The sequence below is a fragment of the Bacillus sp. FSL P2-0069 genome, assembly GCF_038593315.1.
Taxonomy (GTDB): Bacteria; Bacillota; Bacilli; order Bacillales; family Bacillaceae; genus Bacillus; species Bacillus safensis.
Window position 1 is genome coordinate 3,483,725 of the sequence record NZ_CP151984.1, and the last position, 19,152, is coordinate 3,502,876.

General features: G+C 41.5%; 20 protein-coding genes, 1 pseudogene and 1 riboswitch. Of the genes and pseudogenes, 1 reads left to right on the top strand and 20 read right to left on the bottom strand.

What is annotated here, in order from left to right:
* Window positions 1–53: 53 nt before the first annotated feature.
* The 8 genes from NSQ34_RS17870 to NSQ34_RS17905 form a co-directional block, all read right to left on the bottom strand.
* Window positions 54–869: a YwqG family protein gene (locus NSQ34_RS17870; RefSeq protein ID WP_081125113.1), complete on the bottom strand. Its 816-nt coding sequence runs from the start codon at window positions 867–869 to the stop codon at window positions 54–56.
* Between the two features lie 169 nt (window positions 870–1,038).
* Window positions 1,039–1,878, bottom strand: a complete 840-nt coding sequence (locus tag NSQ34_RS17875; RefSeq protein ID WP_081125115.1) for a methyl-accepting chemotaxis protein — start codon at window positions 1,876–1,878, stop codon at window positions 1,039–1,041.
* Between the two features lie 150 nt (window positions 1,879–2,028).
* Window positions 2,029–2,763: an energy-coupling factor transporter transmembrane component T gene (locus tag NSQ34_RS17880; protein ID WP_081125118.1), complete on the bottom strand. Its 735-nt coding sequence runs from the start codon at window positions 2,761–2,763 to the stop codon at window positions 2,029–2,031.
* Window positions 2,753–4,351: an ABC transporter ATP-binding protein gene (locus NSQ34_RS17885; protein ID WP_034281377.1), complete on the bottom strand. Its 1,599-nt coding sequence runs from the start codon at window positions 4,349–4,351 to the stop codon at window positions 2,753–2,755. Before NSQ34_RS17885 ends, NSQ34_RS17880 begins: the two co-directional genes overlap by 11 nt.
* Window positions 4,326–4,925, bottom strand: coding sequence for an ECF transporter S component (locus NSQ34_RS17890; RefSeq protein ID WP_025093768.1), 600 nt, complete (start codon window positions 4,923–4,925; stop codon window positions 4,326–4,328). The genes NSQ34_RS17885 and NSQ34_RS17890 overlap by 26 nt, the downstream gene beginning before the upstream one ends.
* Window positions 4,922–5,608, bottom strand: a complete 687-nt coding sequence (tenA, locus tag NSQ34_RS17895; protein ID WP_025093767.1) for a thiaminase II — start codon at window positions 5,606–5,608, stop codon at window positions 4,922–4,924. Before tenA ends, NSQ34_RS17890 begins: the two co-directional genes overlap by 4 nt.
* An 87-nt stretch (window positions 5,609–5,695) precedes the next feature.
* Window positions 5,696–5,799: riboswitch (TPP riboswitch) on the bottom strand.
* Window positions 5,800–5,855: 56 nt separating this feature from the next.
* Window positions 5,856–6,983: a hypothetical protein gene (locus NSQ34_RS17900; protein WP_065214972.1), complete on the bottom strand. Its 1,128-nt coding sequence runs from the start codon at window positions 6,981–6,983 to the stop codon at window positions 5,856–5,858.
* A 141-nt stretch (window positions 6,984–7,124) separates the two neighbouring features.
* Window positions 7,125–7,781: a type 1 glutamine amidotransferase domain-containing protein gene (locus NSQ34_RS17905; protein WP_034281379.1), complete on the bottom strand. Its 657-nt coding sequence runs from the start codon at window positions 7,779–7,781 to the stop codon at window positions 7,125–7,127.
* A gap of 255 nt (window positions 7,782–8,036) precedes the next feature.
* Between NSQ34_RS17905 and NSQ34_RS17910 the strand changes: the two genes are divergently transcribed.
* The gene (locus tag NSQ34_RS17910; RefSeq protein ID WP_003214630.1) at window positions 8,037–8,201 is read left to right on the top strand and encodes a hypothetical protein; all 165 of its coding nucleotides are present in this window, start codon (window positions 8,037–8,039) and stop codon (window positions 8,199–8,201) included.
* Between the two features lie 34 nt (window positions 8,202–8,235).
* Here NSQ34_RS17910 and NSQ34_RS17915 read toward each other — a convergent pair whose 3' ends face one another.
* From NSQ34_RS17915 to NSQ34_RS17970, 12 genes and pseudogenes are all read right to left on the bottom strand, one after another.
* Window positions 8,236–8,607: a DUF1304 domain-containing protein gene (locus tag NSQ34_RS17915; RefSeq protein ID WP_034281380.1), complete on the bottom strand. Its 372-nt coding sequence runs from the start codon at window positions 8,605–8,607 to the stop codon at window positions 8,236–8,238.
* Between the two features lie 5 nt (window positions 8,608–8,612).
* Entirely contained in the window at window positions 8,613–8,867 is a 255-nt protein-coding gene (locus tag NSQ34_RS17920; RefSeq protein ID WP_012011773.1) for an ORF6C domain-containing protein, read from the bottom strand.
* Window positions 8,868–9,073: 206 nt separating this feature from the next.
* Entirely contained in the window at window positions 9,074–11,455 is a 2,382-nt protein-coding gene (locus NSQ34_RS17925; protein WP_342500983.1) for an immune inhibitor A domain-containing protein, read from the bottom strand.
* 189 nt (window positions 11,456–11,644) lie between these two features.
* A complete protein-coding gene (locus NSQ34_RS17930) occupies window positions 11,645–11,938 on the bottom strand; it encodes a putative quinol monooxygenase (protein ID WP_024423933.1) in 294 nt (97 codons plus the stop codon).
* A 25-nt stretch (window positions 11,939–11,963) separates the two neighbouring features.
* Window positions 11,964–12,602 carry a nitroreductase family protein gene (locus tag NSQ34_RS17935; protein ID WP_041118286.1) on the bottom strand — a complete coding sequence of 213 codons (639 nt, stop codon included), beginning with the start codon at window positions 12,600–12,602 and terminating at the stop codon, window positions 11,964–11,966.
* A 13-nt stretch (window positions 12,603–12,615) separates the two neighbouring features.
* A pseudogene (locus NSQ34_RS17940) lies at window positions 12,616–13,100 on the bottom strand (MarR family transcriptional regulator).
* A 151-nt stretch (window positions 13,101–13,251) separates the two neighbouring features.
* A complete protein-coding gene (locus tag NSQ34_RS17945) occupies window positions 13,252–14,553 on the bottom strand; it encodes a pyrimidine-nucleoside phosphorylase (protein WP_041087525.1) in 1,302 nt (433 codons plus the stop codon).
* Window positions 14,554–14,578: 25 nt separating this feature from the next.
* Window positions 14,579–15,760 carry a NupC/NupG family nucleoside CNT transporter gene (locus tag NSQ34_RS17950; protein WP_034281385.1) on the bottom strand — a complete coding sequence of 394 codons (1,182 nt, stop codon included), beginning with the start codon at window positions 15,758–15,760 and terminating at the stop codon, window positions 14,579–14,581.
* 166 nt (window positions 15,761–15,926) lie between these two features.
* Entirely contained in the window at window positions 15,927–16,598 is a 672-nt protein-coding gene (deoC, locus tag NSQ34_RS17955; protein ID WP_034281386.1) for a deoxyribose-phosphate aldolase, read from the bottom strand.
* Between the two features lie 84 nt (window positions 16,599–16,682).
* A complete protein-coding gene (locus NSQ34_RS17960) occupies window positions 16,683–17,627 on the bottom strand; it encodes a sugar-binding transcriptional regulator (protein WP_041118292.1) in 945 nt (314 codons plus the stop codon).
* Between the two features lie 59 nt (window positions 17,628–17,686).
* The gene (locus NSQ34_RS17965; protein WP_098677080.1) at window positions 17,687–18,562 is read right to left on the bottom strand and encodes an aldose 1-epimerase family protein; all 876 of its coding nucleotides are present in this window, start codon (window positions 18,560–18,562) and stop codon (window positions 17,687–17,689) included.
* A gap of 117 nt (window positions 18,563–18,679) precedes the next feature.
* Entirely contained in the window at window positions 18,680–19,141 is a 462-nt protein-coding gene (locus NSQ34_RS17970; protein WP_098677079.1) for a stage III sporulation protein AH, read from the bottom strand.
* Between the last annotated feature and the right edge of the window lie 11 nt (window positions 19,142–19,152).

Here is a 19,152-nt window from a genome sequence, read left to right on the forward strand (position 1 = left end):
AAAATACACAAAAACACTCTAAAAAGAGTGTTTAAAGTGTGTATTTTACAAAATCAAGAGCAGTCCCAATTATAGACGACATTCTCGAAATTTCTTCGTTTAAGGTCTTCTGGTTTGATAAAAAAGTTGGCAATACCGCAATCTCCCCACATCAGATCTACTTCATCATCTGAGTCAATTTGTAATAACAGAACGGTATGTTCTTGATCTACATAGGTACGCGGATCTTCTTGTGTAAACCCTGGATACCCGCCCAATTTGTGACCAAAGCCACTAGCTGTTTCATAAAACTCATCCAGCAGGGCATCTGCTTCATCGCCATTAACACCATCTGCATCTTCGAATAGGTCCCAGCTGTTCTTTCCTGTGACTTTTTCAAAGCGGAAATCTCCTACACTGATCGTTTCGCTTGATAATTCACCTGTAATCGCGCCTTCCTTCGTCACAGGAAAATAAAAATCATCTGGAATTTTCACAAAAGAAAAATCAGTCATTAACTCTTCTTCTGCCAAGAAAGGTTCCTCAATAAATTTGATGCGAAAATCTTTTTGCTCTGTTTTATGGTCAATATTCATCCCATAAAGATCATCATGCACAGAAATAAAAACTTGCATAAGTCCTGTTTCTGGATAATCCTTCAGCTTCGGCAGCTGGCCGAAATTAATTTGTGCCAAAAGTTTCATAGGATGTCCTTCTCCGTCAACTGGATATTCGTCGTTTTTGGGAAAATAAGGATCACCAGCTATTTTGCTGTCGTATGGTCCTGTTTTTCCTTGTTTCATCTGTAATTGTATCATTGGTTTTTCCGTTTCATCTAACAACGGACGGTAGGGTGCAAGTATTTCTTTCAGCTTCGCTGATTGTGTCACGATGATCTTCCTCCTTATGAATAGGTCTAATGACAAAACTAGTCTCTCTTTTTCTATCATACAGAAGTGTATCCTGCCTGTCAGCGATAAAACGGTCATAATCCTAACAAGTTTCTCACCTTGAAATGATAAAAAAACCTCCGATTCAGCTGGAGGTTTTGTCGTTCTTTTATTTCACTTGATAGTTTACTAAGTCGTTTGCTAATGCTTTCATCGTTTCGTTTGTTTCGTGAAGACCTTCAATAATTTTCGTAAAAGTGCCTACTAGCTCTGCCTGATGCTCAGAGGAAGCGACAATTTGCGCAATTTCTTCTTCCATTCCTTTGATCGATCCCTGCACATCTTTTAGGGCTGTTTCAATATCAGTCGTCGCTTGTTTCGCGTGAGTTGACAGCTTTCTCACTTCTGTTGCGACCACTCCAAAACCTGCTCCTGCTTCCCCTACTCTTGCAGCTTCTATTGATGCGTTGAGTCCAAGTAAGTTCGTTTGATCAGAGATACCTTTGATGAGATTGGACACTTGATTGATTTTAGAGGAATTTTCGACAGTGGTTTTCGTATTTTGTAGAATTTGTTCACTTGTCGCTTGTAGTTCCTCTGAATGTGCGGCAACCTGCTGTACCATTGCGACTAGTTTTTCGGAAGCTTCGTTGCTCTCCGTCATGATGTGATCTAATCGTTGTTGATTCGTTTGGTCATATGCCACACAGAAGGCAGCAACCACTTGACCTGATTCATCAGTAATTGGAACGGATACGATATCCATTGGAATCCCGTATACTTCTTTTGGAATTTGGATAAACGATGGTTCTCTCCCATTTTTCAGCATCGCAAAGTTTTGGAATCCAGCATCTAGTGCATCACCAGCTTTAAATCCTAAATCAATATTCCCATGCTGCTGATAATAAAGAACCTTCTCTTTCCCTAAAACAGAAAAGGTTAGCTGCTCTCTCATAGCAAGTCCAATGATTGGTAAAGCGTCTATTATGTTATCAATTCTCTGTGACATTCGCTTACGTTCATCCTCTCTATTTCTCAGTACACCTTCTTTATCGGTTCGTTATATGATCTATTACAGCCTGTAATGTGCACTAATATCAATCAAATGACCTAAGACATATAAAAAGCCCACATTCTATCAAGAGAATGTGGGTGTTTTTTAAACAAAGTAAATGCACATGAAGACACTGATACCGATGAGAAAAAGATACATATAGTCAATCCATGAGGTGCTGATGTTATGATAATACGTTCGCTCTTTCGTCCCTGTGAAGCCCCTGGCTTCCATCGCAATCGCTAAGCGCTCTGATTTTCGTACACCTTGTGTAAAAAGGGGCAAAGCATAACGCATAAAGGCTTTCCAGCTGTTTTTTTGCTTGTAGCCTCTGATTTTATGTGCAGCTTTCATTTGTTTTAATTCACTTTGAAATAACGGAATAAACCGGAAGCCGGCAAGCATTCCATACGCCCATTTTGGGGACATTCGGCATTGGTGAATCAGACTCATCATAAATGCCGTCAAATCTGTTGTGGACGTAAAAAGGAGACCAAATGTCACAAATCCAAGCATTCTAAAAGCGATGGTGAGCCCATTTCTTAAACTCTCCTCTGTGATATGAAACCACGCCCACTTCCAAACGGTATGATCTCCCTTGCCGAAGGCCGCCATCATCCAGAACACGAGAATAAAAAAGAGCAGATAAGGGACAAGCCTTGTAACGAGATACTTCATATTCCAACCACCTAAAACAACTCCAATGCCAAGAGCAAACAGCCAAATGATAAAGGTTGTTTTAGGGTCAGAAATCGCCATAAGACAGCACATCGCAAGCAGATGAGCGAGTAATTTCATGACTGGATTCACAGTAGAAAGAAAGGAATGATTACTTTGCAATCGTCAGCACGTCCTTTCTTTCTGCCACATAGCGATAATGCAAAGGAGCTCTTAGCCGATAAGTATCAACAAGTTCCTGATTTGAAAATAAATCATAAGGGGTGCCATCATACACATGCTTCCCTTGATGAAACAGAAGCACTTGATCGGCACACTCATCGACAAGCTCCATATCATGTGTGACCATCACAATGGTAGTGCCTTGGCGCTGACGCTCTTTTAAACGCCTCATCAATTCCTTCGCCGTTTTTTCATCCTGCCCGAAAGTCGGTTCATCTAACAGCAATACATCTTGATCAAAGAGGAGCATCGTGGCAACACTCAATCTTCTTTTTTGCCCTAAACTTAAGGTGAAGGGATGTGCTTTTGCATGCTTCTCTAAACCGAACTCTTCCAGCAGCTGAACCGTTTTTTCTTGTACGACAGATTCTGGCCAGTTTCGCTGTCTGCCGCCAAAGGCAATTTCATCGAATACTGTGTCTTGTATAAATTGAAGCTCCGGATTTTGAAACACAAAGCCTGCTTTTTCATATAGTTCTCGGTCTGACCACTTTTTTAGGAGTGTATCTTTTAAGAAAATGTGGCCTTTTTTCGTTGGCTCTAAACGAACCAAATGTTTGAGAAGTGTGCTTTTTCCACTTCCATTTTCCCCAATGATCGCCACCCAATCTCCTGATTTGATATCAAGCTGGAGATCACTCATAATCCTTTTTTTCCCGTAGCTTAATTGCAGATTTTCTGTACGAATCATTGTCTTTCGTTCGATTGATGGCACTTTTTCACGCTGGTCTTTTCGTGCTTTAAAGGTTTGCATAAAAGTTTGACTCAGTGGATGAAATGGATCTTGAATGATCGTGGACCATTTCTCGGGAAATAATTTAGGCCGCCAAATTCCTGCCTCTTTCATTTCTTCCTCATATGCCGCGAGCACATCATTTGGAGCTCCATCTGCTAAAATGCTGCCTTGATCATCTAATAAAATCACCCGGTCCATCCATTCGATGACACCATCAAGCACATGCTCTACAAAAATCATGGTCTGATGCTGATCGGCTGCAAGCTGCTGCAGCAGTTGAAATATGTCCATTCTACCTGCCGGGTCAAGCTGTGCGGTCGGTTCATCAAATAATAGAACATCCGGCTGTAATGCGAGTAGACAAGCAAGTGCCAATCGCTGCTTCATGCCGCCAGATAAAGTGTGAATCTCTGTATGCGGATCGACATTCAGTTGGACTTTTTGCATGAGCTGCTGAATGATGTCATCCATCTCTTCACGAGGGACGGAACGGTTCTCTAAGCTAAAAGCAATTTCTTCATTGACGCGGTGCATACAAAACTGAGAGTCTGGATCTTGAAACATGACGCCTGTATGTCTTTGCAGCACCACTTCACCCTGCATGTCGGCTTCCACATGCTCTGGAATGATTCCAGCCAGAACCGAAATGAGCGTGGATTTCCCGCTTCCGCTCGGTCCTAAAATAAGCACCTTTTCCCCTTTTTGAATCGTAAGGGAGATTTGATGCAAAACGGGCTTAGGCTGTTCATAAAAACGGACAGAGAGTTCATTGCACGCGAGAAATGAATTCATGCTGTTCACCTTTGTTTCGTTTTTCTTTCATGATGGCATATTGATTCAGTACACCTGTTTTGGATAGTGCGTCCACCACCACTTTCGCAAGGCATCCGCCAAGTATCATTCCACTAATGATTTGAGTCACAAGCGTCATAAGTAAAACTTGAGGCGTATAATATCCGAAGCCATTTGCCACGAGACTATACGCCATCGCTCCGATAGCGGCAAAGGCACCAGACAGCATCAGTGTCCACATGCGATACCGTTTATAACCAAAAAGAGCAAAGGCGATTTCTGCCCCAAGCCCTTGGCATACACCAATCAGCAGAGCTGAAAGTCCAAAGTGGCTTCCTGTCAATAATTCCACAGCAGCGGCGGCTGTTTCCGCAATCAGAGCAGCTCCCGGCTTTTGAATGATATATGCAACGATTGGACTGGCAATGACCCATATTCCAAACATGATGTTGCCTCCTGCTGGGCCAACAAGTGCTGTAATCGGTAAGTATAGCGTGGACCATCCTAAATAGATCACACCGCACGCAACGGATAAAATCACCGCAAGGACGACTTCTTTCATCTTCCATGTCATGATGAATGCACCTCCAGTTGAACTGGCCACTCTTCAACAGTGAAGGCCATTTCCCAAAACTTGTACTCGAGCTGGCAGCTTAAGATAAAATGCTGTTTCATTTTTTCCTTTTCCTTCTCACTTGCTGCTTCCGCCAACTGATCGAGCCGCTTGCAAAGCTCACCTGTAACAGAATCGGTTAATCCTCCATAAAACGTGATCCACTCATAAAACGGATGTGACGGGTCCGGCTGCACATCTGTAAGCATTCGTTTCCCTATTTCCCAATATGTCCAAGGACATGGAAGCAGGACAGCGATGATTTCACCAAGCGTGCCTTCTTGCGCAACTTGCAGCATGTGATGAATATAGTGATGAGCACTCGGAGCCAAAGAAGCACCTTGGAGCTCATCATATGCTACTCCTGCCACTCGGCAAAGGTTTTGATGAGGGTGCGTCTCACTATCTAGTACAAACGCAATCTGCTGATGAAAAAACGCAATATCCTCTCTGTCTGTACATCTGCTGAGCGCTGCTGCATAAATTTTAATGAATGCTTGTAAGTATTCTGCATCTTGTTTGACGTAATGAATGATTTGTTCCTTTTCCAGCTTTCCTGCTGCCAGGCCTCTGACGAACGGATGCTGATAAATGGCTTCAAATAACGGTTCTGCTTCTTTCCTTAATTGCGTAGAAAATGTCATAAAAAAAGCCTCCTCTTCTTCAGTTGAATAAATGAAAAAGCCACCCCAAATGGAGCGGCCTTCTTATCAATTCAATCATGAATAAGATAAGGTCCAGCTCCACTTCCCTCCGCTAGTACGAACTAGATCAGGTTCAAAGGGTCCAAGATTTTCTCTTGTCTCAGTCATACATGACTCCCCTAGTGGACTTTTGTCATTTAATTATCTTTACTCTACACATGTGGCGTTTTGATGTCAACAGCCTTTCTTAATTCAACGTTCTGATTGTTGGCAGCTTCTCGATCCCTGCAGCATAGTAAAAATTCAGCACACTGAAGAAATCAATCGGCTTTCCTGTTTTTAAATCTACAGCTAAAATATGATCACCGTAATTTGTCATATCATCAATATCTAAGCGTCTTGGTGTTGTCTTCCCGAGTGTATCAACAAAGGTATCATGGTAATATTGCCCGCTTGCATATGATGATTGATGGTACATAAACAATGTCTCAACATCTAAGTAAACGAGGATGGCTTCTGAGGAGCTCGCATAAGGAGCTGAGTATGACACAGGAGCCGAAATGTTTTTTACTTTCACACTTGAGATTGAATGAGTTCTTTGTTCGTATTTTCCATCATAAGAGAAATAAAAAACACGCTCCCATTCATAATTTGCTGTCTTTGTTTGCTTATTGTATACTTTTGTACCATTTGCAAATACATCACCGTTTGCATACTCAGCTACAAAATATTGCAAGGTGGACGAAAGAGATACAGCCCCCGTGAAATTGGGCGGGTTTTTTGCATTTACTTGTATCGTGTAGGAATCTCCAAATTCTCCGCCGCTTGTAATACCGAATGCATAATCACCTGCTGGTAAGTTGGTCAATCCAAGCAGGCTGCCTGCCGGTTGAATCAAATCTGTCGGGTAGGCTTGTCCTGTTTCATAATCAACAACAAATAATTGAACAAAATAATCAGGGTTTGAAGAGGTAATCCGGCTGATGAGTGCCTGAGGTGAAGATGTGCTTAAAAACCATAAATCAACTGGGTCGTCCTCTGTTAAGACAGCCGATTGATTAATAGCTAGTCCATCAATGGAGCGAACGGCAGACGTGCGCATTTTGCCTTCTTTAGCAGCTTTTCGTTTGATACTGATTCCTTTCTTCTTATTCACTTTAAATGATTTTTTCACTTGCTTCTGTTGAATAGCGGTTCCTTCATCCTGCTTTTCAAACGATTCTTGCACTTGCTGAATCGCTTTTTCCGTCAGTGGTGATATTTTCCCTTCTGATTTCGGTGCTTCTTCTGCTTTTAATGCTGGTGACAACAAACCTGTTGCGACAAGTAAAACAGATAGTAAAGCTGCGGTGATTTTGACATAAAATGCTCTCACAGGAACATCCCCTTTTTCCTCATTTGGGTTTTTTACCCTGTGATTATTTTACCATTATTCTAATTATTGTTTTGGTCTTTTTTGGGACATTTTTATAACAAAAAAACCAGCCGCATGAGTCACGACTGGTTTTTGATCGTTTTATGCAATAGTTTTGACAAACAAGCGTGCTGTTTCTGCACTTGATCCCGGGTTTTGTCCAGTGATGATTTGTCCGTCAACGACAGCAAATGGCGCAAAGGCGTCTCCTTTTTCAAACGCTGCCCCCTGCTCACGAAGTTTTGTTTCCAATAAAAATGGAACTTTTGATGTCAGCTGCACGGCTTCCTCTTCTTCGTTTGTAAAGCCTGTGATTTTTTTGCCTTCGATAAATGATTTGCCATTTTCATCCTTCACATCAACGAATGCTGAAACGCCATGACAAACGGCTCCGATCGCACCATTTTTATCTGAAACTGCTAAGATCGCATCCGCTACCAGTTGATTAGACGCAAAGTCGATCATAGGGCCGTGCCCTCCAGCAAAGAAAATTCCGTCATAATCAGCGGGATTCACATCTGTAAGCGCCTTTGTGTCTTGAAGTAATTCATATACATCTTGATATTGCGCTGGGACACCTTCAGGAATTGAATTTTTGTCAATTGGTACAGTGCCACCTTGAATAGAGACAATTTGTACTTCTAGTTCATTTTCTTTAAAAATATGAAATGGCTCTGCCAACTCTTCTAGCCATAAGCCTGTTGGATGTCCATTCATTTCTGGGCTGCTTGTCGATACTAATAACACTTTCTTACTCATCTTGATCATCCTTTCGATTTATCCTGTGGTTATTTTATATTTTGCACAATTAAATATCAAGCAATATGACTTTAGGCCAGCTCATTATGTTATACCCGATTTTCTAAAAAATATGGTATGACTCGAAATCTAATCAATATGTCACATTCTATTGGTAGGGAATTTCATGTAAAATTGTCATTGAGTGATATAATATGAGGAAAGATTGACAGATCTCTCGTCACATGAGGGGATTTTTAAAGGAGTGGAAAAGAGATGAAAACCTATTCGATTGTGATGATCATCATCACGCTCTGTATTATATTGGCCGTCTTTTTGATGAACCTAACGGGGGTCATGTACGGAAAAATCATTTTGGCCGTTGCCGTAGCCCTTTGTCTAACATCCATTATTCGTTTGATGGGTCTTCGAAAAAGATAAAAGCCGCCCTCACCAGGGGCGGCTTTATTTAAGATTAGATCGCCAGCATCAGTGCAATGAGTGCAAGCAGTGCTGGTACTCCTTGTTTGATGATAATTGATTTATTGGATGTTACACCGCCAAATACTGCTGCGATGATCACACAAAGAATGAAAAACAGCTGAATCATATATCCAACGGTATTCGATCCAAGAATGAGCCCCCAAATGAGTCCTGCAGCTAAAAACCCGTTATAAAGCCCCTGATTGGCAAACATTACTTTGACATTTGGATCTTTTTGCAAGTGTTCTGGCAGCTTAAAAGACCGCTTCGCCATCTTTGATTCCATAAAAAACATTTCTAATAACATGATGACAATGTGTTCTAATGCGACAATTCCTACTAAAATCATTGCTAAAATATTCAATTTAGTTAATTCCTTTCTGATAGACGGTCACGAATCTCTATTTTGTCCGTGTATAAATCAAAGTCTTGTATTAATTCTAGCGCTTCTGTAAAGCGACTTTGTGGAATGTCTTTCATTTTTCTCACGCCGAATTCCTTTTTAATAAAAGCCATGATGGTATTGATATGAAGCTTACCGTGGCCATCATACTCCAAATGGCTGCAAAAAGTCTGCATCGTCCCTCGAATCACCTTTAATTGCTTGGCAGTGACACAACTCATTGGTAACGCTCATCCTTTCCTTTGTTTTAACAGCTAAAAAGAATCATGGTTGAAAGAAAAACCTTCCAGTGTCTATTATATAATGGTTTCATTCGGATATCAAAATAAAAAAGAACAGACATTCGATTTAAAAAACAATCGTGCCCTCACAATCCTTTTCTCACATATCAAAAAGCCGGATTCAATGGTAGAATCCGGCTTTCTATTTAGTTACTTTTCGAAATTAATATCTTTCCAACAGAACGATCCTTACTTTGTCCAACGACTTTAAAGGATAACCCATATGTCGGTACATCGCGTCCTGCATCTGGGTTGTTTGGATTCACATAGTTCTTTTTATCACTAAATGTACGAGCCGGTCGAATGTAGCGATCTTGCAAAGTTAAGCCCGTTGTTGCTGTATAATCTATATTCAGCTTCGTACTTGGATTCAAAAAGAATGCTGCATCATGTACTTGGAACCCTGTGGCGGCAATGGAACCGTCACTCCATTTTAATACTTGCTGATCTGCATCTACTACGCCAAGGAATCCGTTCCCCGGATGTTTTCCTACCCAGTTATCACTGTATGATTGATCGACATACCAAACGACCAACCCGTTATTATAGCTCATCAGACTTGCCCCGCGTTTAATATGCTTTAAGCCTTTATCGACATCAGCATAAGAGCGCCACTCTAGTAAATAGTATTGTGCTGCATATTGTTTTCCATTAGATTTTGAGAATCCATTAAAGGTAAAAGTAGACGTGCCCTCGGCATCATCTGACCATACTTTCGCTCCATCTGCGGTGATGTTCAGGTCATCTACGAATAAGCCTGGAAGTGCATAGCCTGCATCAGTTGTGTAACGGAATTGCAGGTCGATTTTCTTCCCTGCATAAGCAGACAGGTCAAAGGCTGCATCTACCCAGCCGTCTGATTTTCCGTCGATGCCATTGCCTTCGTTTGCACCTGCTTCATTTCGATCATTCGTGATGTTACCCGCGATGGTCTTCCATTGATCAGTCCCTGTTTCACGCACTTCGACATACGCATAATCATAATCTTCTTCAATATCGTACCATGCTTTAAATGTCAGCTCTGCTTTGCTTCCTTTTGACAAATCAATACCTGTTGTCGTCATGGTTGCATTCAAATTGTCACCCATTCCGCTGAAGTACGAATATTTCCCTTGAGCAGGTGTCGTGACGACAATCTCTTTATCTGGTAAATCGACTCGAACGGCATCATGGTTCGTTCCTTTTGTTGCTGCTTCATCAATTAATACTGTTTTGCTTTTCTTTAATGTTTTACCATCGATGGTTTGTCCAGAAAGCCAGTTGCCCCCATGCAGATTTTGAAGCATTTCTTTCGCATATGGGCTAAAGCCTGTTGGTTCCGTACCAGGAACTTTACCTGCCCAGCTTCCGCTTGACATGATCGACCAGTAAGAAACGGGCTCTCCTCTGCCTGTGTACTGTGTATCGTACTCGTCAGGAAGACCAAGATCATGTCCGAATTCATGTGTGAACACACCTGCTGCGCCATCTTCAGGCTCGATGGTGTAATCCAACGCGCCTAATTTCCCGCCTTGACCAACTTCAGATTCAGTATCCGGAATTTCAAATACATCACCAAGTGACCAGCGGTGTGACCAAATCGCATCAGCGCCAAGTTGTCCGCCGCCTGCTTCTTCACCTACGCCGGCGTGAACGACCATCAGATGGTCAATGATGCCGTCTGGCTCGTTATAAACCCCGTCGCCATCAATATCATAGCGATCCCATTGATCATACTCGCTGAGATCAATATTCGGATCTTTTGCTGCTGCTTCGAGTGCTTCTTTCACCAATTCGCGCGGTCTGCCGTCACTGCCTGAATCGTCAGGTACGTTCCCGCCGTAATAAGCTGCTTCATGCTTCGCTGTATACCATCCTGCAACTGTTCCACTAACTGTGTAACTGCCGCCAGACTGCTTTTCATAATATTGCTTCATGGATACTTTCCGTTTCCCATCTGGACCGATGTAGCCATTTTTTCCGAAAAGCATATCTTGATAGTGCTGTTGATCGTACTTGTCATAGTACATATCAGTCTCTTCTTTTTTGATACTATTATGCTTATAATCTTTAAAATCTACTAATAAAACCAATACTTTATCATTGCGGACGTCACCTTTATACTTTTCCTTTTTGACCGGTTTTACTTGATTGCCTTCTTTTCCTTTATGCTTCTTTAATTTTTTCTTTTTGGCAAGTTTGTTATGTACCTCTTGTTTGTATTCTTTCAGGAATTCAGGCTCTTCTGTTAAGGTGCTGGCACTTTGTTTCATTGCCGATTCTTCTTTTTTCTTTAGATAGTTCTTTAATGCTTTTTGGGTTTCTGCCTCATTGGCATTCTTTTTGATCTTTCCTTGTTTTTTCAAGGCTTTGATAAGACGGTCTTCATTCACGACACTTGAGTCAAATGGAATACCTGAATAATGACCGCCATCTGAGGATGTTGATTTTTCTGTGGTGTGGGCAGATAGAGGGGTGCTGAAAGCTGTCAATGTGCCTAAACTTAGGACAGCGGTTAGTGCAATTTTCGTCCATTTCCCTTTTTTCATATTGGTTCCTCCCTATTTTGGTAATAAATAATATCTAATTCTAGCATATTCCAATATAGTTAAGTCGAAAAACATTTTATTTTCAGAAATTTTGTGGAAAATGCACAATACGTGAATGAAATGGGTGGAACCATATGTCGAAAATAAAAGAACCCTAGGCGATAACCGCCTAGGGTGTTTGTTGTTTTTCTATGAAAGCTGCTGGCCTTGAAAAGCAACCACGTCAAGTGGAGCGGCTAAGAATTCTTTTGCCTTCGCTACGAAAGCCTGGAAATGAGCACTTGCATTATGGCTCTGAACCGCAGCGTCATCTTTCCACACTTCTACCATTAAAAATGTATTTTCCTTTTCTGTATCCTTGAATAGCTTGTAGGAAACATTGCCTTCTTCAGCCTGTGAAGCTTTCATTAATTCGTTGATTTCTTCTAAAAATACGTTTTCTTTTTCTGGATGAATGGTCATCCCTGCATGAATAATGATCATGTGATCGTCTCCCTTTTTTTAAAAATTATTTCCACTCTGTGATACGGTCGATCGGTAAACGGTAAGATGCATAACCTTCGTCAGCCGCTTTCCCAATGGACAGAAGCATGACTGGTACATAACGTTCTTTATCCCATCCAAATGTTTCAGCGATGACTTCTTTATCATATCCGCCAATTGGATTTGTATCATAACCGTGTGCACGTGCAGCAAGCATAAGCTGCATAGACACAAGTCCACCGTCAATTAAGATTGTTTCACGATTCACTTGTTCTGGAAGAGCTTCAAAATGTGCAGTTAATGCAGCAATTTGTCTTTCTTTCACTTCTTGCGGCATGTAGCCATTTTCTACTGCTTTTGAATAAATTTCTTCTAAGTATTCATTGTTTTTCATATCTGCAAAAACTGCAATGACAGCTGCTGATGTTGACACTTGAGTTTGGTTGAATTTTGCAAGTGGTGCAAGCTTTTCTTTTCCTTCTGGGCTGTCAATCACCATGAAGCGCCATGGTTGTGCATTTACTGATGATGGTGCAGTTGTTGCTTCTTCTAAAATCTCTGTCATTTCTTCTTTGCTGATTTTCACAGATGGATCATAGTTACGAATAGAGCGGCGCCCTTTCATAATTTCCATAAAATCGTTTGTTTTTAATGTTGTAGCCATGTGTAACACTCCTTTAGGTTGTTTGAATCTTTTCGATGTTTTGTTGTATACGGATGAGCACATCAGTGAGAAGCCTTCGTTCTTCTTCACTTACGTTTTCAAGCATTTCTGAGATAAATCGTTCTTTTTCTATTTTAGAAGCTTCGATTCTCGTTCTGCCTTCTTCTGTTAAGCGGACAAGTGTGACTCGATTATCTTCTGGTTTTCTTCTGCGTGTGACCATTCCTTTTGTTTCCAGCTGTTTTAAATGACGCGTCACAGCTGCACTATCAATATTTACTTTTTTCTGCAAATCTGATTGGCTGATTTCATCGGCTTGGAATAACAGCGATAGCAACTCAAGTCTTGATTGGCTGATGCCCGTACATGCTTCGAACTTCACGCCCATCATACGGTTCACGCACTGCAAACGATATAATACCTCTGCCTCTTCAGAGCAAAATGCAGTCAATGCCATCCCCTCTTTTCTATTCAGAAATCAATTACTTGATATATCAATCATTGACTCGTCAATTAATATACACCCATTGTTTGATGATTGCAAGAGGTTTGTTTCATAAAGTGAATTTTTTTATTTCAATAGAAAAAGACGAGCCTAAAATGACCATAAAAAAAGACAAAAGCGACGAATCGCTTTTGTCCTTTTTCTTTATTCAGTAATGACCGTGTGGATCAATGTTGGTGCATCGGCATGATCAGCAATGCGGATGTTGTCATAAATTTTCTCCATGACATTTGCAACATCTTCACGATTCGCATGCAGAGTCACAAGTGAATCTCCTTTTTCAACACGATCTCCCACTTTTTTGTTCAGCATGATGCCGACAGATAGGTCGATATCGTCCTCTTTTGTTGCGCGTCCTGCTCCAAGGATCATCGCTGCAACACCAATTTCATCCGCGACGATTTCAGCTACGACACCTGATTCTTTGGCAGGTACTTCGATTTTGTAAGGTGCTTGCGGCAGTTTTTCAGGCTGATCCACAATTGAGCTGTCTCCACCTTGGTTTTCTAAGAATTCCTTGAATTTCTCAAGTGCTTTGCCGTTTTTCATCACTTCAATCAGCTTTTCTCTTGCTTCATCAAGTGTGTCTGCTTTTTTCGCAAGAACGACCATTTGACTTCCTAATGTGAGCACAAGCTCGTTTAAGTCTTCAGGACCTTCGCCTCGGAGTGTGTCGATCGCTTCTTTCACTTCAAGGGAATTCCCAATCGCTAATCCTAGCGGCTGAGACATATCAGAGATGACCGCCATTGTTTGTCTGCCTACGTTGTTACCGATGCGAACCATGGCTTTTGCAAGCTTTTCTGAGTCTTCTGGTGTTTTCATGAAAGCACCTGCGCCTGTTTTCACATCAAGTACAATCGCATCTGCACCAGCAGCGATTTTCTTACTCATAATGGAGCTTGCAATAAGCGGAATTGAGTTAACAGTTCCTGTCACATCACGAAGAGCATACAGCTTTTTATCAGCTGGTGTCAGGTTGCCTGATTGCCCAATGACCGCTACTTTATGACGGTTCACGAGCTCGATGAATTCGTCTTTTGTAATTTCTACGTGGAAGCCTTTCACCGCTTCAAGCTTGTCCACTGTACCGCCTGTATGCCCCAGGCCGCGCCCAGACATTTTCGCAACAGGTACATCTAGTGCTGCAACAAGAGGGGCGAGTACAAGCGTTGTTGTATCGCCTACTCCGCCTGTTGAGTGCTTGTCTACTTTAATACCGTCAATGGCAGACAGGTCAATTGTATCTCCTGAGTTCGCCATAGCGAGTGTTAAGTCTGCACGTTCTTGATCCGTCATATCTTGGAAGAAAATTGCCATAGCCAAGGCACTTGCTTGGTAGTCAGGAATTGTTCCATCCGTATAACCTTTGACAAAGAAAGAAATTTCCTCTGAAGATAATTCTTTTCCGTCACGTTTTTTCGCAATGATATCTACCATTCTCATTGTTTTCACCATTCCTTTTTTTAAATTAGAAAATTAAACCGACTACACCTGCTGTTAAGAAGCTGACAAGAGTTGCACCGAATAACAGCTTTAATCCAAATCGTGCGACGACGTTCCCTTGCTTTTCGTTTAAGCCTTTGACTGCTCCAGCAATGATACCGATAGAAGAGAAGTTCGCAAATGATACAAGGAATACAGAAATGATCGCTTCTGTACGAGCAGTGAAATGCAGACCGTCTCCAGATAGAGCGAGCATCGCAACAAATTCGTTCGATACCATTTTGGTTGCCATAATGCTTCCTGCTTGTACCGCTTCGCTCCAAGGTACACCAACAAGGAACGCAAATGGAGCAAAGACATATCCAAGTACATCTTGGAAAGAAACACCAATGACTGCTGTAAAGATACCGTTAATCATCGCAATTAATGCAACGAATCCAATCAACATTGCAGCAACAACAATCGCTACTTTGAAACCATCCATAATGTATTCGCCAAGCATTTCGAAGAAGGATTGTCTTTCTTCCTCGACGACTTCAAGCATGTCTTCGTCCTTAGACACTTCATATGGATTGATGATCGATGCGATAATAAATCCACCAAATAGGTTCAGCACAAGTGCTGTAACCACGTACTCTGGTTTAATCATTTGCATGTATGCACCAACAATCGACATCGATACCGTCGACATTGCAGATGCACATAATGTATAAAGACGCTGCTGAGGTAATAATCCAAGCTGTTTCTTAATAGAAATAAAGACTTCTGATTGACCTAAAATCGCAGACGCTACTGCGTTGTAAGATTCTAGTTTCCCCATACCGTTTACTTTACTAAGCAAATATCCGATTCCGCGTACGATAAGCGGAAGAATACGCCAATGCTGCAGGATACCGATTAACGCCGAGATAAAGACGATCGGCAGTAAGACGTTGATGAAGAAAGTGGACGCTTTATCATTCATTAACCCGCCAAATACGAAGTTGATTCCTTCACCGGCATAGCCAAGAAGCATTTGGAATCCTTTTGCAAAACCTCCGACTAGGAAGTTTCCAACACCTGTATTGAGCAGAATATAACCTAAAATAAATTGCAGTACAATCATGACAATTACTGGACGGAATTTCACTCGTTTTTTCCCATTACTAGCCAGCCATGCAATGGCGAGAATCACTAGCAAACCGATGATACCAATCACGTATTTCATGTTTTTCCTCCTTGAATGAATTCGTTTACATTAATGTGCTTGTATAGAACAAACCCTATTTTGTAAACAAAACGCGGAAGAAATTCCCAGAAGTGAGATCCTTCCGCATATGACTTTTTCATCATTTATGAGTCATGAATGTTATCCTACCATAGGATCGTATGAATTAATAGTCTTTCGAAGGAGCTGATTGATCCCCTTTGATAATGGAAACGCCTGCACTAGCGCCAATACGGGTAGCACCTGCTGCTGTCATTGCCTCAACGTCTTCTTTTGTTCTCACGCCGCCTGATGCTTTCACACCGATGTCAGGTCCTACTGTTTTACGCATTAATGCGATGTCCTCAGCAGTCGCACCGCCTGTACTAAATCCAGTCGATGTTTTCACAAAATCAGCGCCGGCTTTCACTGAAAGCTCACAAGCTTTGACTTTCTCTTCATCAGTAAGTAAACATGTTTCAATAATGACTTTCACTAATGCTTTGCCTTTTGCTACGTCTACAACTGCACGAATATCTTGTTCAACCACATCATATTCGCCGTCTTTCAATGCCGCAACATTGATGACCATGTCCACTTCTGTGGCACCGTTTTCAATGGCATCCTTTGTTTCGAATGCTTTTACCGCTGTTGTGTTTGCGCCTAACGGGAAACCGATGACTGTACATACATCTACACCTGTTCCTGCTAGTTCTTTCGACGCTAGAGATACCCAAGTTGGGTTTACGCAAACAGATGCAAATTGATGAGTCTTTGCTTCTTCAAGTAACTGCATAATTGCAGCTCTAGTTGTATCTGGTTTTAGTGCTGTATGATCAATGAGCTTCGCTATCGTCATGCTTCACACTTCCTTTTAATTATGATACTTTCATCATATATGACAGATGAACAATTGTAAACATAGTTATGAAATTTTGTTCATCTATTTTGTGACATTTAAAAGAGCCCTCGCTGTGTGCTGATCGATGATCAATACATTCGCATATTTTCCTCTTAGTGCGCCGTGTATAGAAGCCACCTTTCGATGACCGCCAGCGACAAGAATGGATCGTTCTTTTGTCCTTAAATCATCTAACTCCACGCCAATTGTGCGATTGTTAATGGCTTCACTGCAAATGCGTCCATCTTGATCATAAAAGCGCGAGCAAATGTCTCCGACACTGGATTGCTTGAGGAGCGCTTTTTCTTCTTCACGGAAATAACCTAGTCTAAACAAAAGTGCTTCATCTCTGACCGTTCCAACAGTAAACACAGCGATATTCGCCTGCTTGCCCATTTCAATAATTCGCTGAATATGTCTGTCCTGCTCAACCATCTCTTTGACGGCAGCACTATCAAATACTACAGGAAGCGGCAAATAACGCGGTGCTGTTTGAAAGGCCTCAGCAAACAGCTGGATGGTTTCCGCAGAATATGTATTCACATGAGAATGGCTGATTCCACCCTTGAGCTGGACAACCTCTACACCTTTTACCTGTTTAGGTTGCATCTTTTGTGCAATTTGATACATAGTCGTTCCCCAGCTCACGCCAACGATATCACCGTCTTTCACCGTTTCTTGCAAGTAATCTGCACCAAATCGGCTCAAATAATCGGTGATGGTTGGATAGTCGTCCTTCGGCGAAAACACCACATGAGCTTCGAGCAGGTCATATTTTTCCTTGAGCAATGAAGAAAGCTCATTTAAATCTTCAAACGGATCCATCACCGTAATCTGGACGTACCCCTTCTCTTTCGCATATTGAAGCAGCCGAGATACAGTCGGTCTCGACAGGTCGAGCTGTTTGGCAATTTCCTGCTGGCTGTAATCAGACAAATAGTAAAGCCTTGCCGCTTCAATACTCAGCTGTTGTTTCTCTCGATCCATTCATACGCCCCCTTTTTCTTCTATCATAACAAATTGTTCACCTCATCATGCACAAATGTTCATTTGAAGAAAATCGTATAAGCGGCATGAAAGGTCTCATTTTTTTCTAATGTTTGAATCCCAAACTTCTCCCTATACTGTCCATTCGTCCCTTCCATATCGGCGATGCCATACCACGGCTCAATACAAACAAAAGGAGCCATCGTTCCTTTTTCTTGATCATAAGGCGACCAAATGCCAACGAAAGGAAAGCCTGTGAGATCGACCTCAACTCCGTGACCTGCACCTGAAGTCAATGACACTCGATTGATATGGCTAAAGATCATCGCATCAAGCTGAAAAAGCTCCGGTCGAAGCTGGATCGACTCAAGTTCAATACCTTTTTCTTTCTCTCTGACAAGTGAATTCCGCAGTTCATATTGCACAGGGAGATGCTCAGTGGAAGGTGTCAATGTGAGTGAATAATCTGCTGTTTGCTCGCCTTCAAGAAGAGGAATACGAAATGCTGGGTGCCCTCCAATGGAGAAATACATCGTATCCTCTCCGTCATGATCAATTTCCCAGGAAATCTTCAGTCCATTTTCCAATAGTTCATAACGAATTCGCGCTGTAAATTCATACGGGTATTGCTTCACATGCCGGCCTCTTGATTCATATTGAAAGGTCACCGTATGCTTCGTTTCTTCATATAAATCAAAATTGACATCACGTAAAAAACCATGCTGCGTGAGCTCAAAGGTTTGATCGTCAATCTTGTATTGGTCATTCATTAATCGCCCAACAATCGGAAATAAGACAGGCGACACCCTGCCCCAATAAGCTGGATCACCAGACCACATATAGTGACGCCCGCTTTCCTTGTCAAGCACCTCCCTGACTTCCGCTCCTTTTTCATGAATCTGAACCAATAACTGATCATTTTCGATCGTTCTCATTCAACACATCCCCTTTCCTTCTACTTTTATTATGACAGGGATTTTGGTTTTGAGTATAAAAGAGTTAGTTAGAATAAAAAAGACTTCTCCCTTCTAGGGAAAAGCCGTTTAAATTACTTATTCATCATCATCTTCTATAGTCCATCTAAGACCTTTGATTTGTTTTAAACTCTCAATTTCTTCTTCGTTTTCAGGAAAAATATAGCTCTCCTCTTCATGTGAGCTTGAAACCATCCACTCTTTCCCATTTTTGAAGAATGATAAATCCTCCAGTAAATTAGGGTGAACCCACCCGTATAGAGAGTTCGAAAGTTCTTTCAAAAGATTTTTTGTGTGTTCATTGGCATAATAATAATAAACATATGCTGTTTGACCATCTCCTAGAATCGTGGTAGCCCATTCAGACTCTTCCTTCATTTCTTTAAGAGATGGTGAAAGTTTATCTAGAATTTCACGATAATCAGCAAAATCAGCAAAATCTTTTCTAAAAACTAATTGGAACTCATCACATACTTCACAACATAAATCGATGAGCGCATTGTATTCCTTCTTTCTTGGTTCACGATTAAGAACAATCATCGAAAACCTCC